Annotated in this window: 14 protein-coding genes; all 14 read left to right on the top strand. The window is 33.2% G+C overall.

From position 1 onward, the window contains the following. Nucleotides 1-14: 14 nt before the first annotated feature. The 14 genes from DBT49_RS08925 to DBT49_RS08860 all read left to right on the top strand — a co-directional run bounded on the left by DBT49_RS08925 (nt 15) and on the right by DBT49_RS08860 (nt 14,563). The gene (locus DBT49_RS08925) at nt 15-1,934 is read left to right on the top strand and encodes a BglG family transcription antiterminator (protein WP_181646021.1); all 1,920 of its coding nucleotides are present in this window, start codon (nt 15-17) and stop codon (nt 1,932-1,934) included. A 10-nt stretch (nt 1,935-1,944) separates the two neighbouring features. Beyond that, nucleotides 1,945-2,400: a PTS sugar transporter subunit IIA gene (locus tag DBT49_RS08920; RefSeq protein ID WP_070558889.1), complete on the top strand. Its 456-nt coding sequence runs from the start codon at nt 1,945-1,947 to the stop codon at nt 2,398-2,400. 14 nt (nt 2,401-2,414) lie between these two features. Then, nucleotides 2,415-3,755 carry a PTS galactitol transporter subunit IIC gene (locus DBT49_RS08915; RefSeq protein WP_013670126.1) on the top strand — a complete coding sequence of 447 codons (1,341 nt, stop codon included), beginning with the start codon at nt 2,415-2,417 and terminating at the stop codon, nt 3,753-3,755. 22 nt (nt 3,756-3,777) lie between these two features. Continuing rightward, nucleotides 3,778-4,062, top strand: coding sequence for a PTS sugar transporter subunit IIB (locus DBT49_RS08910; RefSeq protein WP_013668975.1), 285 nt, complete (start codon nt 3,778-3,780; stop codon nt 4,060-4,062). A 2-nt stretch (nt 4,063-4,064) separates the two neighbouring features. Continuing rightward, nucleotides 4,065-4,583 (top strand): YjbQ family protein, encoded by a 519-nt coding sequence (locus DBT49_RS08905; RefSeq protein ID WP_070558885.1) that lies wholly within the window; start codon nt 4,065-4,067, stop codon nt 4,581-4,583. Nucleotides 4,584-4,595: 12 nt separating this feature from the next. Continuing rightward, nucleotides 4,596-5,249 (top strand): ribulose-phosphate 3-epimerase, encoded by a 654-nt coding sequence (locus tag DBT49_RS08900; RefSeq protein ID WP_070558883.1) that lies wholly within the window; start codon nt 4,596-4,598, stop codon nt 5,247-5,249. After that, nucleotides 5,246-5,809, top strand: a complete 564-nt coding sequence (gene hxlB, locus DBT49_RS08895; RefSeq protein WP_083300432.1) for a 6-phospho-3-hexuloisomerase — start codon at nt 5,246-5,248, stop codon at nt 5,807-5,809. Before DBT49_RS08900 ends, hxlB begins: the two co-directional genes overlap by 4 nt. A 222-nt stretch (nt 5,810-6,031) precedes the next feature. Further along, nucleotides 6,032-8,083, top strand: coding sequence for a BglG family transcription antiterminator (locus tag DBT49_RS08890; RefSeq protein ID WP_041705810.1), 2,052 nt, complete (start codon nt 6,032-6,034; stop codon nt 8,081-8,083). Between the two features lie 8 nt (nt 8,084-8,091). Beyond that, the gene (gene deoC / locus DBT49_RS08885) at nt 8,092-8,748 is read left to right on the top strand and encodes a deoxyribose-phosphate aldolase (RefSeq protein WP_013669548.1); all 657 of its coding nucleotides are present in this window, start codon (nt 8,092-8,094) and stop codon (nt 8,746-8,748) included. 54 nt (nt 8,749-8,802) lie between these two features. Continuing rightward, complete coding sequence (gene tkt / locus DBT49_RS08880) at nt 8,803-10,797, top strand: transketolase (protein WP_070558879.1); 1,995 nt, start codon at nt 8,803-8,805, stop codon at nt 10,795-10,797. A 53-nt stretch (nt 10,798-10,850) separates the two neighbouring features. Then, nucleotides 10,851-11,321 carry a PTS sugar transporter subunit IIA gene (locus DBT49_RS08875; RefSeq protein WP_141745204.1) on the top strand — a complete coding sequence of 157 codons (471 nt, stop codon included), beginning with the start codon at nt 10,851-10,853 and terminating at the stop codon, nt 11,319-11,321. 4 nt (nt 11,322-11,325) lie between these two features. After that, complete coding sequence (locus tag DBT49_RS08870; protein WP_013668533.1) at nt 11,326-11,613, top strand: PTS sugar transporter subunit IIB; 288 nt, start codon at nt 11,326-11,328, stop codon at nt 11,611-11,613. A gap of 45 nt (nt 11,614-11,658) precedes the next feature. Next, complete coding sequence (locus DBT49_RS08865; RefSeq protein ID WP_013669339.1) at nt 11,659-13,011, top strand: PTS ascorbate transporter subunit IIC; 1,353 nt, start codon at nt 11,659-11,661, stop codon at nt 13,009-13,011. A 125-nt stretch (nt 13,012-13,136) separates the two neighbouring features. Further along, nucleotides 13,137-14,563 (top strand): IS3 family transposase gene (locus DBT49_RS08860; protein ID WP_101560582.1). Its coding sequence is split into 2 segments (ribosomal slippage): nt 13,137-13,647 and nt 13,647-14,563, totalling 1,428 coding nucleotides; the frame shifts between segments, so codons are not numbered across the junction. Nucleotides 14,564-14,665: the final 102 nt, after the last annotated feature.

Here is a 14,665-nt window from a genome sequence, read left to right as displayed (position 1 = left end):
AAAGGATGAGAGTTATGAATAGTAGACAGTTAAAACTACTGAAATCGATGCTTAGTGAACATAGCTATCAACCTGCTTCTTATTATGCAAAAAGAATGTCTGTATCAGCACGGACAATCTATTCGGATTTAGATATTATAAATGAGTTTATTAAAAAAAATGGAGGAGAAGTCCAAAGAAAACCATCAGCAGGAGTTAAAATTGTTGGAGATATATCTATAATACAAACAAACTTATTAAGCAGCAATTTATTGGATTGTGATATTTACGATCCTTCTAATAGACGCTTAATAATAATTAAATTACTAGCTTTCACAAATCAAGATATCAGTCTGGACTACCTTTCTGAAGCTTTTATTGTGAGTAAAACTTCGATCTATAAAGATATTCATGTATTAAATGAGATCATTGATGGCACAGACTCGTATATTGAATCCTCTAAACACGAACTGGCACTCATTGGGAACGAGGAGACTCTTCAAAAAGCAATTAAAGCAATTGTCTTTTATTTTTCAAACAATGAATCTGATCTATCTTTTACGCAAGTGATTAAGTTATTATTCGATGAAGAATCGATACAGTATGTTGATTCATTGCTTAAGGATGAAATTGATGGTTTCGCTAGAGATGCATCCAACTATTATTATCGATCTTTGGTTAGTGTCTTACTTATTCATTTGTCAAGGATACAGATTGATCATCAGATTCAGTCGCAGGAAGAACTTTTATTAGATTCAATTAAATATTTAGAAGTCTATCCAATAGCGGAAAGTTTAGTCAATAAGCTTTCACAGACCTTTGAAATTGAATATCAGATCGAAGATAAAACTTATATTACAAGACAACTTTATGCTCATAGAATACAAAAAAATATAGTAAATATCGATGATAATATCAAGAATTCCGTAAAAATCTTAATTAATGAAGTCAGTATGATAGAGGATATTAATTTAATGGAGGATAGACATTTGCTATTTTCGTTATACCAACACTTTCCTCCAATGCTGATGAGATTAGAAAAGGGAATACAAATTGAGAATCCATTGCTAGATTCTATAAAAATTCAATATATGGAGCTTTTTAGCATTTTATGGTATTTACTTGGAGATTTTGAGAAAAAATATAATGTTTCATTCAATGATCATGAAGTTTCTCTAATTTTAATTCATTTTCAAATTGCATTAGAGAAACAGTCAGAGTCTAAAAATATTTTAATTATATGTCAGTATGGTATGTCTTCTGCGCAACTTATTTACCAAAAAGTAAAACGGATTTTACCAAACCAAGATAATATTGAAATTGCTAATGCTAATAAGTTACACAAGGTTAACTTAAAAAATGTTGATTTAATAATAACTACCATTGATTTAGGAGATTTTAAAAGGAATTATATTAAAGTTTCGCCTATATTTTCTTCACAAGATTATAAAAGCATTTTAAATGCATACAGTTTACTACTTAGTGAACAAAACAACTACAGTCCATCTGAAAAAATAAAAGCTCCTACTTTATTAGAATTTATGAATAAAGACCTAATAAATCTTCATATAGATTCTACAAGTAAAGAAGAACTACTAGATTTTATGATTACTCAATTAGAACAGAAGAAGATGGTAAAAAAAGAATTTAGACAGTCAATCTTTGAAAGAGAAAAATTAGGGGATACTAATTTAGAAAATGGAATTGCGTTACCTCACGCAAATCCAAACACTGTTATAGAATCTTCTATATCTTTTACAACATTAAATAAACCAATTAAATGGGGAAAAGGAAAAGTGCAATTAATAGTTATGATTACCTTTAATGATCAAGATACTAACAAGATAAAATTAGTTATCGAAGAACTGTTTCCAGTAATTAATAACAAAAAATTAGTTGATGAACTCCTAGAAATAAAAGATAAGACGCAATGGATAAATCGATTTATTAATTAGGAGGGAAAATATGTATTTAGACAAAAACTTAGGAATATTACATGTAAAACAAAAAAATTCAAAAGAATTAATGAATAATTTAATTGATATTCTTGAAGAAAACAACATTGTTAAGGGTTCTTTTAGAAATGCTATTCTCGAAAGAGAAGATAATTATCCTACTGGCTTAGAAATAAATGGGTATGGATTTGCTATTCCTCATACTGATGGTGCGCATGTTAATAAATCTCAAATATGTTATGCGACTTTAGTAGAACCCGTAGAATTTCGTAGTATGACAGATCCTAATCAAATTATTAATGTTCAAATGGTATTTATGATCACTATGAAGGAGGCCCATGAGCAACTTGAAATGCTACAGAATTTAATGTCTCTATTTCAAAATAAAAATGAAGTTCATGATTTATTGAGGATTGAAGATAAAGAAATATTTAAAAATAAATTGATCAGTCTTGGAATTCAATAGAAAGAGGGAGAATTATGGATATTATATTAAATGCATTTGAATGGTTCATTTCATTAGGATCAAATGTATTTTTACCTATAATTATATTTATTATTGGTTTATTATTTGGGCTAAAGCCTGGAAAAGCTTTTATTTCTGGAATCACAGTAGGTATTGGTAGTATCGGCCTTGGCTTAGTTTTAGATTTATTATCAAACAGTCTCGGAGCTGCAATTCAAGATATGGGGCAGCAATATGGTGCATCATTGAATATATTAGATATTGGTGTTGGTGTAGGTGGACCATTGGCCTTTTCCACTTCATTAGGTATTTTAATGATTCCAATATCATTAATTATTAACTTTATTTTTATTTATTTAGGGTGGACGAAAGTATTAAATGTCGATATTTGGAACTTTTGGTTTCCGATTTTTATGGGATTAGTCGGACAAGCAATAACAGGAAAATTTGCTTATGGACTACTTATAGCAATAATCGCTGTTATACTCCAATGGACTTTTGCAACATTTACTCAAAGAACGGTTAGTGAGTTTTTTGGATATCCTGGTATTGCTATTAGTCACATGATGGCAACTTCTGGTGCAATTTTTGCTATAATGATCAATTGGATTTTTGAACGAATCCCTGGATTTAACAAGATAGATATGGATGCTGAAACTTTAACTGAACGTTTCGGAATCTTTGGTGATACTGTCGTTATTGGTTTAATTATCGGAATTGTTGTTGGTATTTTTGCTGGCTATGATGTAGCAGGTATAGGCACACTCGGAATGTCAACGGCTGCTATTATGAAGATCATGCCAAAAATGGTTGCAATGTTCATGGAGGGGTTAATGCCTATAGCCGAGGCAGCTCAAGAATTTGCCAATCGTCGCTTAGAAGGGCGTGAGGTTTTAATTGGTATGGATGCGGCTCTAACAGTTGGACATTCAACAGTAATGTCTACATCTCTTCTACTTGTTCCAATTTCTCTAGTTTTAGCTTTAATTTTGCCAGGTAATAAAGTATTGCCCTTCGGAGATTTAGCGTTCTTTGCTTTTGCGATATGTTTAATGATTCCTTTCTTTAAGGGTAACGTGATGAGATCAATTATAGGAAGCTCAATTTACGTTATATTTTGCTTATATATGTCAACCTGGCTTGCACCTATTATTACAGATGTCTTCAATCTTGCCAGTTTTGATATAGGAACTAGTGGATTAGCAACTATGCTTTTAGCGGCTTTATGGCCTGTAGGGCTACTAGTAATTGCATACAATTACCTAGGGATAATAGGAATTGGAATTTACGCTGTAATAGTAATTACTTGTGCTATTTACTTCAGCAAAATTAAAGACATTGAGACTTTCAGTTAAGAATATTTAAAGGAGATTAACTATGAAAAAATTATTAGTTGTTTGTGGAGCTGGACATGCTACCTCAACTATTGCTGTTTCTAAAATTCAAAATTGGCTTAAAAGTAACGGGAAAGATGATCAAGTAAAAATTTATCAATCTAAAATTGCTGATGAGCTTCATCATTTAGATGAATATGATGCTGTTGTCAGCACAACGGTTGTTCCTGAAAATGTTAAAAATAAAGTGATTAATGGCTTAGGCCTATTAACAGGAATGAATACTGACATTATTTATAATAAACTTGAAGAACGTTTGGAGTTGTAATCATGAAAATTTACCATGATTTTATGACTATTGATACAGTTGCAGGCAGGCCCTCTTACCATGACATTTTTGAAAAAATCAAAAAAGTACTTGAGAAAGCGGAAGTCAGAGATGGTATCTTAGTAATTACTACTCCTCATACAACCTGTTCCTTATATTTTGAAGAAAATATGCATGATATTAATTTTTTTGGTGATGAATATCTACAAGTAGATTTCAATAATGTTATGGATAAGATTGCTCCTCCAATGAAAACGGAAAATGATTATAACAGTCCTGGAGAAAAGCACATTGAGTTTGGAATGAATCTTTCTGATCCTAACTATCCCGCAGAAAAATGGGTAATGCTGAATACTGATGCGCATATTCGCTCATCAATTTTTGGAAGCAATTCTATGACGATTATTATTAAGAATAACAAGTTGTTAACAGGTAATCTTGGTCGTGTATATTTTGTTGATTGGGATCAGCTAAGAGAGCGTAGCCGTACTGTGAATTTTTTGATTATGGGCGAAGAATAAGGGGGGATACCTATGATTATTGCTCCTTCATTATTAAATAGTAAATTATATGAATTTGAAAAGAATCAAGAGATTTTTCAAAAAAACGGTATTACTGAGCTTCATATTGACGTAATGGACGGAAATTTTGTTCCTGATCAAGCAAATGGTCCTAAATTAATTAGAGATATTCGACCGTTATCAAATCTATACTTTGATATTCACTTGATGATTTCTTCTCCAGAAAGAAAAATTGAAAATTATTTAGATACTGGGGCAGATGGTATCACTTTTCATATTGAAGCAACTAGTGATTCAATGTATATTGTCAACACTTTAAAAAATGCAAATATTGATGCTTCTGTTGCAGTTAATCCTGGAACTTCACTTAATGCTATTGAGGAATTACTACCCAAAATCAATAGAGTATTAATTATGACTGCTAACCCAGGCAGATCAGAGGAGCAATTTCACTTAGAGTGTTTAGAAAAAATAAAAAAACTTAATCGAATTAGAAAAGATAAAGGATATAAATTTGTTATTCAGTCCGATGGTAAAGTAGATAATAAAGTGATTACTTCACTAAAAGAGTCAGGTTGCGATCATATTGTTTCAGGGGGTTATATCTTCAATCACAAATCACCCGGTCGTCAAATTCAAAATTTAATAAAGGAACTTGATAAATGATGACCAATTCAACATATAGAAATTACGTCTCGATTCTTAAAGAACTTAACATGCATCAAGAAGAATTAGCGTTGTATAATTTTGGAAAAATAAATAATCTGATTATAAATGCTAATCATATATTTTTACTAGGAGCAGGGAGATCTGGTTGCGTAATGAAGATGTTTGCTAATCGTTTAAATCATCTTGGGCTCAATGTGAGTATTATTGGAGAAGTTACCGCTCCACCAGCTAATAAAAATGATGTCTTAATATTAAATTCTTCATCTGGCGCAACTGATCGATTAATTGTTACTGCTAAAAAGGCAAAAAAAATAGGTGTTACAATTATATTGATAAGTTCACAAACGAATACGGAACTTTATAAATTAGCAGACGAAGCCATTATTTTTTCTGCAAATAGCAAAAGTTCTGCAGATAATTCATTATCACGACAACCGATGGGCTCATTATTTGAACAGACCAGCCTTATCATTTGTGATGCTATTGTAATTTCTTTAAAAGAAATGCTTGAAGAAACTAATCAAACAATGAGTAAACGACATGCAAATTTAGAATAATTTATAATTATAAAATAGTTAAAGATCGATAAGTAATGATTTCATTGCTTATCGATTTTTATTTATAAAAAAGATTGTAAACGTATATTTTGATATATAATAAGTGATAAAACGAGAGATCAGCCTATAAAAATAAATTTTCTGTTATCGAAATTGTGCTCAATTATTCTTGATAACGCTTACAGATCACTTTACTATAGTTACATAGAAGGGAGTGATAAGTTGTTAAATTATAAAGTTAGCTTTCTGGTGAGTGAACCGAGAACGCTAACTAGAAAAGATGCTTTAAATTTGTCAGAACTATCACTTTCAGAATTCAATAAACAAATCAAAGAGCTAAGCGAAAGGAGCTATCGTTTATTAGATCACATAATAGAGTATAAAGGAAACCTAATAATGTCATCTACAGTTGTTGAACATTGGACCGATTTATATTTCGATTCGAGTGAACAAGAAATCATTTACTCTAAATTAGAAAGACAGTTGATGATAACCCTTCTATCTTTTTCAAACATCAGCTGTAACTCGATATTTGAACTACAATTATTTTTTGATGTTAGCAAAAATACCATAGTAAATGATATAGCGGCCCTAAGAAGTGAATTGGAGAAAGAAGACTTAGACCTTACCTACAGCCGAGCGAAAGGCTACCAGCTTAAAGGTGATGAATTAACTGTTCGTTCTTTTGCTTTTGATAAAATGGGTGACTTATTGAAGTTACAGAATGGGGAGCGTTTGTTATACAAGGGGTTAACCCAAATAAGTAATGACTACTACGCTAAAGTCAGACTTAGTTTTGACACCATCATTCAAAATAATCACTTAAAAATTGTAGAAACTCGTTTTAATAAATCGCTTTACTTTGTGGCTTATTTATTACAGAGAAGTAAATATAATAACTGCCATTTTACTCAAGCCGATAAGAAATTAATTTCATCAGTTAGGTTATATCATTCTTCAAAGATCTTATTAGACAATGTAGAGAATATAAAATCTTATGATGAAGAAAAATATTATTTCACAATTTTACTTTTAATTATTTGTGAAAAAATTCCTAAATCAAATGGATTTGATTTTCTCTATCAGTGCTCAAAAGAAATTATTAATGAATTTCAAAGAATTTCTGCAGTTGAGATTGAAAATTATGACTATCTTTTAGAGAGTCTATATCAGCACTTAGTTCCTGCTTTTTTTAGAATTAAATTTAATTTTTATATTTCTAACCCACTACTAGAGGAAGTATTCAATCAATATAATGATCTTTTCAATATATTGAAGGTTGCCTTAGAGCCTTTTAGGCAAGTTTTAAATAAGCGGATTCCAGATAATGAAATTGGTTTTTTTACAGTGCTTTTTGGCGGACAGACGCAATCAAAATATTCTAAGCAAAGTTTAAAAGCAGTTATTCTATGTCCCAATGGAATTAGTTCATCGGTTATTATGCGAGCTGAACTTCAAAGCATGTTTCCTGAAATTGAGATGATTAATTCTGAATCGATTAATGATTTTGAAGGATTTTTAAAAGACAACGATAATCATAGTGAAGTAGACTTAGTCTTTTCAACTGTTCCCATCAAGTTAGATAAAAAAGTGTTTGTTGTTAAACCTTTAATGACAGAGATTGAGAAGTATGAATTAATTGAAGAAGTCCATAGTGAATTTAATTTTAAATCAGCTAAAATGCCAACGGTTGTCGATCTATTAGATACGATAATGCCATACATATCACTGAATGAGGGTGTCACTCGAAGCAAGTTAATTAGTATTATGCGCAATAAAATAAATAAATCGATTTCTAGAAATACTGACAGACGTCCCCAACTGTCTGATTTGTTAACGGACGATATGATTCAATTTAGCGATGAAGACTTAACCTGGCAAGAGGCGATAAAGTTATCGGCATTACCCCTATTAAATAAGAATTCTATTGAAGATAGGTATGTTGAGGCAATCATTAATCGGACTTATAAATATGGTGAATTTATATATCTCGGGAAAGGCATCGCTTTACCTCATGCGCGCCCCGAAGAGGGGGTAAACAATATAGGAATGACACTTCTTTCTTTGAGAAATCCTATACATATATTAGAAAATAGAAAGAATCCGATCTATATATTAGTTTTCTTAGCAGCAATTGATGATAAGTTTCATTTAAGAGCCTTAGCAAAATTAACAGAAATTTTAAATGATCAGCATACTTTAGAAGAATTGTTCGCAGCTGAGGATAGTCAAGCAATTATTGAATTAATAAAACGAGAAGAAATGAAAGGGTAGATGTTTTAGTGGATAAAAATCAATTGGCTCAAAAAATTGATCATACCTTATTAAAGGCAGATGCAACTGAGCAAGCGATTAGAACAGTTTGTCAAGAAGCGATTGATTACAATACAGCCTCAGTTTGTGTGAATTCCTATTGGGTTCCTATAGTGCATGAGCTTTTAGAAGAAACAAAAATCAATACAGTAGCTGTTGTAGGTTTTCCCTTAGGAGCTATGTCGACTGAAAGTAAAACATTTGAAGCTAAAAATGCTATCGATAATGGTGCAGATGAAATTGATATGGTTATGAATATTGGACAAATGCTCAGTGGAAATTATGACGAAGTTCTAAATGATATTAAATCTGTAGCTGATGTTGTTCATGACAGCGACAAGGTACTTAAGGTTATCCTTGAAAATGCACTTATTGGAAAAGATTTAATTGAAAAAGCATGTCATTTGGCTGAAGAAGCTGGTGCTGATTATGTCAAAACCTCTACTGGTTTTAGCACATCTGGAGCTAAGCTGGAAGATGTCGAATTAATGAGAAAAAGTGTAAGCCCCCATGTAAAAATAAAAGCAGCGGGTGGAATAAGAGATAAAGAGACGGCAATAAAAATGTTAAAAGCAGGTGCAGACCGTCTGGGATTAAGTAGTACCCTTACCATTTTGGCTGAGTAATTATAATCCTATAAAAAATATTTATAAATAGAAATTATAAAAAGGAGAATGTACATGTTTTCAAAAGTTGACAGTTTGGCTGTAGACACTATTCGTATGTTGAGCTTAGACCAGGTCGAAGAAGCTGGAGCAGGACATCCAGGAGCGCCTCTTGACCAAGCACCTATGGCTCATGCTTTGTGGACAAAACATTTAAGAGTTAATCCAACTAATCCTAAATGGTTTAACAGAGATCGCTTTGTTTTATCTTCAGGACATGGCTCTCCGTTAATTTATTCGTTATTACATTTAGCTGGTTTTAATTTATCGATAGATGATCTAAAACACTTTAGAAAATTTAATTCAAAAACACCTGGGCACCCTGAAGTTACCCATACAGAAGGTGTTGAAGCAACTACTGGTCCACTTGGGCAAGGAGTAGCAAATGCAGTTGGTATGGCTATGGCAGAAGCTCATTTAGCAGCAATGTTTAACCGGGATAACTATAATGTGGTCGATCACTATACCTATACAATTTGTGGGGATGGCGACCTGCAAGAAGGTGTTTGCCAAGAAGCATCTAGTTTAGCTGGGCACCTAAAATTAGGGAAACTAATCGTTCTCTATGATTCTAATGATGTTCAACTCGATGGGCCAACTAATATGGGCTTTACTGAAGATATTGAAATGAAGTATAAAGCTTATGGATGGCATTATCAACGTGTTGAAGATGGAAATGATATGGAGGCTATCAATAAAGCCATTGAAAAAGCTAAGGCTGAAACCGATAAACCTTCTATTATTGAAATAAAAACAATTATTGGATACGGTATGCCGAATGCAGGCACATCTGATGCCCATAGTGATCCTATTGGAGCGGAAGGCGTTGCTTATACTAAAAAGCAATATCACTGGACACACGATGAACCTTTCTATGTTCCAGACGAGGTTTACAATGTTTATAAAGAAAATGTTGAAAATCGAGGCAGTCAAGCTGAAGAAGAGTGGAACAAATTATTTAAGGGCTATCAAGAAGCTTATCCAGAATTAGCTGAAGAACTAAGTGCAAGTATTAGAAGAGAATTACCAGACAATTGGGCAGATGAAGTGCCAAACTATGAAGTTGGTGATTCAGAATCTACCCGCGATACCAGCAGTCGGATTATAAATGGCATCGCTGAGAAAGTTTCTACATTCTGGGGAGGCTCGGCCGATCTCTCTAATTCTAATAAGACAATGATAAAATCAGCAGAAGCATTTACTCCAGATAATTATGAAGGAAGAAATATTTGGTATGGTGTTCGTGAATTTGCCATGGGTGCTATCTTGAATGGGATCTTATTACATGGAGGCACTTGGTCTTATGTAGGTACTTTCTTTGTATTCTCTGATTATCTGCGCCCTGCAATTCGTTTGGCTGCTTTATCTCAAATACCAGCTATTTATGTATTTACCCATGACTCTGTTATTTTAGGATTTGATGGAGCCACACACGAACCTATTGAACATTTTGCAAGTTATAGAGCTATGCCAAATCTAACAACCTTCAGACCTGCTGATGCTAACGAAGCTGTTGCAGCTTGGAAATTTGCTATGGAATCTGAAGACCGTCCGACTATTTTGGCTTTATCTAGACAGGCACTTCCAGTATTAGAAGGAACTGTTAAATATGCTCAAGATCATGTTGAAAAGGGTGGTTATGTGATTTCTCCCGCTGAAAGTAAAGATTATGATGGAATAATTATTGCCAGCGGTTCAGAAGTTTCATTGAGCATTGAAGTCCAAAAACAATTAAAAGAAGATGGAATTGATGTAAGCGTAGTCTCAATCCCAAGTACTGATTTATTTGATTTACAAAGTGACGAATACAAGGAAGCAGTATTACCAAGTAAAATCGAAAAACGTTTAGTAGTGGAAGCAAGTAATGATCCAGGTTGGGCAAAATACTATGGGTCTAAAGGCAAAGCGTTAGGTATTGAAACATTTGGAATTAGCGGCGACGGCCAAGAAGTTTATGAATCATTTGGTTACACCGTTGATAAAATTGTTGAAGAATATAAAACTTTGTAATTAAAAGGGAAGTATCGATATATCGCATTATAGATTTTCTATAATGCGGTGTATTGGAAAAAGGTGAAGGAATGCTTACAGATTTAATAACTGAAGAAACAGTACAAATTATAGATAAAAAGGTTAATTGGAAGGAAGCTTTTGAAATATTAGCTGCCCCTTTAGTTAAAAATGGGTCTATTGAGCCAAGGTATATCGATGCGATGATTAATCGGATTGAAGAATTAGGTCCCTTTATTAATTTAGGTAAGGGGATTGCAATCCCACATGCTAGACCTGAAGATGGGGTAACCAAAAAAGCAATGGGCTTGCTAGTGCTGAAAGAGCCAATTTATTTACTTGATCGTGATGATCAAAAGATCGACGTATTATTTTTAATTGCGGCAACCGATAATGAAAGCCATCTTGAAGCATTGCAGGAATTAACCATTTTTTTAAGAGATGATGAAAATATCTCGAAATTAAAGAAAATTGAAAATTATAGTGATTTTAAAAATATTGTAAGTGAAGCAAAAGGAGAATGATATTATGTTAAGAATTATGGCAGTTTGTGGATCAGGACTTGGAACGAGTTTTATGGTTGAAATGAATATTCAATCGATTCTTAAGGACTTAGGAGTTGCTGATCAGGTAACAGTTTCTCATACTGATTTGGGTAATGCGTCTGCTGGCGATGCCGATGTGTGGATCGCAGGTAAGGACTTAGAAAATTCCGTGCAACACCTAGGTGATGTTCGTATTTTGAACAGCATTATTGATATGGATGAATTAAGAACAGTTATCGAACAAGTCATTGAAGAAAAAGGGATAAAATAGTAGTTAATTTATTAATAATAAATACTTAATGATAGGAGTAGAAAAATGAATAATGCATTACAAGTTATCATTGATATAGTCAGTACTCCGGCTATTTTAGTGGCGCTGATTGCTGTTTTAGGTAATATTTTACAAGGCAAATCAGCTACAGACGTAGTGGTCGGTGGTATTAAGACATTTGTTGGTTTCTTAATTGTTACAGCGGGAGCTGGCGTCATTGAATCTTCCATTGTTCCATTTGGGGACTTATTCCAACATGCCTTCAATATGCAAGGTGTTGTTCCAAATAATGAAGCTATTATTTCAGTTGCTTTACAAAATTACGGAACCAATACCGCTTTAATTATGTTGGCGGGGATGATTTTCAATATTTTAATTGCTCGCTTTACTCGTTTTAAATATATTTTCTTAACCGGTCATCATACCTTATATCTGGCATGTATGATTGCTATTATTATGACTGTTGCCGGCTTTAGTACAATGCCTTTAATTTTATTAGGTGGTTTAGCTTTAGGGATTGTTATGGCACTATCTCCAGCCATTGTACAAAAATATATTGTTCAATTAACTGGAAATGATAATGTTGCTTTAGGTCACTTTAGTTCTACTGGATATTGGTTAAGTGGTTTCATTGGAGAAAAATTTGGTGATAAATCAAAATCTACCGAAGATATTAACTTCCCAAAGAGTTTAGCCTTCTTACGTGATAGTACAGTAAGTATTGCTTTATCTATGATGATCTTCTATATCGTAGTTTCTTTATTTGCTGATTCTTCCTGGGTAATGGAAAATCTTAGCGATGGTAAAAACCCTTATGTTTGGTCTGTGATTCAAGGTGGTACTTTTGCTGCTGGTGTTTCTGTAATCTTATCTGGTGTCCGTATGATTCTTAATGAAATTGTTCCTGCCTTCAAGGGTATTTCAGAGAAACTCGTTCCAAATTCAAAACCAGCTTTGGACTGCCCTATTGTATATCCATATGCTCCAAATGCTGTTTTAATCGGTTTTGTATCTAGTTTTGCTGGTGGACTTTTAAGTATGGCACTCATGATTATTACTGGTACAACAGTTGTCTTACCAGGCGTTGTGCCTCACTTCTTCTGTGGTGCTACATCAGGTGTATTAGGCAATGCATCAGGTGGGGTCCGTGGAGCAGTTTTAGGTTCCTTTATTCAAGGTATTTTAATTAGTTACTTACCAATCTTCTTAATGCCTGTCCTAGGAGACTTAGGATTCGCTGGGTCTACATTCTCAGATGCAGACTTTGGTGTTTCTGGTATCTTCTTAGGTAACTTAGCAAACCATGGTGGAACAACTGCAGTTACAATTGGTATCTTTGCAGTTCTAGCTCTAATGTTTGTGATTACATATATGACTAAGAATAAAGAAAAAGCATAATATAAATTTTTAAAAGCAGTATTTTATTTCTGTAATTCTATAGTTAAAAACAGTCGAGACATATTATCGTTTTGTAGTGACCCCCAAAAGTTGGACTAAGAATTCAACTTTTGGGGGTTATTTTTATGTCTAAATATTCATTAGAATTTAAACTGAATTTAGTAGGAGACTATATTGCGAAAAAAGGAAGTTATCGAACCTTAGCTAATAAAGCAGGAATAGATCCTTCTATTTTACGAAGGTGGGTTAATAACTATTATGAATTTGGTGTAGATGGTTTAAAGAAAAGGCGGACTCAACAGGTTTATACTGTTGAATTCAAATTAAATGCGATAGAATTGTATGAAAGTACGGAAATGAGTTATCGCGAATTGGCCAATTCATTAAACATGAATAATCCAAGTCTAATCGCTAATTGGCGAAGAGCTTATCATGAAAGAGGACTTGATGGCCTTTCCGCGAGGAAAGGAAGGCCACCTAAAGTGTCTAAAAAGAAATCACAAATCAATCAAATAAAGGATAGCAGCGAAACCAATCAGTTAAGTGAAGCAAAAATAAAGGAACTTGAACAACGGATTACGGATTTAGAAATTGAGAACAAATTTTTAAAAGGATTGAGGAGACGTGTGGCTCAAAGAGTCAAGCGAGAAAAGAAGAAATAGTGACCGAAATCACACGTCTCCATGATGAAAAATATGCTTTAAAAGATATTCTTAGCGTTTTAAAGTTTCCTAAATCGACCTACTTTTATTGGAAAAATAAAGATGAGGAAATTGATAAGGATGCCGATTTAAAAGAGGAAATGAAAGACATCAGAGAAACCCATAAGGATTATGGTTATCGAAGAATGCGAGCTGAACTGCTTTCCCGTGGTTATAAGGTCAGTAAAAACAAAGTTCAACGCCTAATGAAAATTATGGGGATACAGGTCACTAGCTATACTAGAAAGACAAGAAAATATAATTCCTACAAAGGAACGATTGGAGAGATAGCGCCAAATCGTATCAACCGGCGGTTTGATTCGACCATTCCTTATCAAAAAATAACAACAGACACAACAGAATTTAAATACTACTATGCCGATGATTCTGGGAATTATCAAACTGGAAAACTCTATTTAGATCCTTACATGGATCTATTTAATCGAGAAATTATTTCTTTTAAGATAACACATCAGCCTAATGGACAAAGCATGTTGGAGGGGCTACAAGCTGCCATTGAAGCAAGTAAATTATGTCCATACAGAAGAACCTTTCATTCTGATCAGGGCTGGGCCTATCAAATGAAAAGTTACACCCGGCTCTTGAAGGATCACCGAATTTTTCAAAGTATGTCTCGTAAAGGAAATTGCTTAGATAATTCGCCAATGGAGAATTTCTTTAGTCTACTAAAACAAGAAGTCTACTATGGTCGGACTTATCATTCCTTTGAAGAATTAGCACAAGCGATTGAAGATTTTATAATCTATTACAATGGTGAAAGAATCAAAGAAAAATTAGATTTTAGGAGTCCTATAGAATTTCGTCTTCATCACGCTTCTTTCGCCGCTTAATGATTACACATAAACTTTAAACTTATCAAGAGCCGCTACGCTCTTCCTCTTGACAAGTTTAAATTTCTGAGTAAATGTGTCGGCAAGAAATAAGCAAGAACT

Source organism: Aerococcus mictus (genome assembly GCF_003286595.3).
GTDB lineage: Bacteria > Bacillota > Bacilli > Lactobacillales > Aerococcaceae > Aerococcus > Aerococcus mictus.
This window is presented reverse-complemented; position numbering and strand designations above follow the sequence as displayed.

Excerpts from the sequence above, each read along its gene's own strand:
- DBT49_RS08905 (WP_070558885.1), top strand. The coding sequence starts at position 4,065 with ATGAAAATTTACCATGATTTTATGACTATTGATACAGTTGCAGGCAGG.
- DBT49_RS08900 (WP_070558883.1), top strand. The coding sequence starts at position 4,596 with ATGATTATTGCTCCTTCATTATTAAATAGTAAATTATATGAATTTGAA.
- hxlB (WP_083300432.1), top strand. The coding sequence starts at position 5,246 with ATGATGACCAATTCAACATATAGAAATTACGTCTCGATTCTTAAAGAA.
- DBT49_RS08870 (WP_013668533.1), top strand. The coding sequence starts at position 11,326 with ATGTTAAGAATTATGGCAGTTTGTGGATCAGGACTTGGAACGAGTTTT.
- DBT49_RS08920 (WP_070558889.1), top strand. The coding sequence starts at position 1,945 with ATGTATTTAGACAAAAACTTAGGAATATTACATGTAAAACAAAAAAAT.
- DBT49_RS08925 (WP_181646021.1), top strand. The coding sequence starts at position 15 with ATGAATAGTAGACAGTTAAAACTACTGAAATCGATGCTTAGTGAACAT.
- tkt (WP_070558879.1), top strand. The coding sequence starts at position 8,803 with ATGTTTTCAAAAGTTGACAGTTTGGCTGTAGACACTATTCGTATGTTG.
- DBT49_RS08910 (WP_013668975.1), top strand. The coding sequence starts at position 3,778 with ATGAAAAAATTATTAGTTGTTTGTGGAGCTGGACATGCTACCTCAACT.
- DBT49_RS08865 (WP_013669339.1), top strand. The coding sequence starts at position 11,659 with ATGAATAATGCATTACAAGTTATCATTGATATAGTCAGTACTCCGGCT.
- DBT49_RS08915 (WP_013670126.1), top strand. The coding sequence starts at position 2,415 with ATGGATATTATATTAAATGCATTTGAATGGTTCATTTCATTAGGATCA.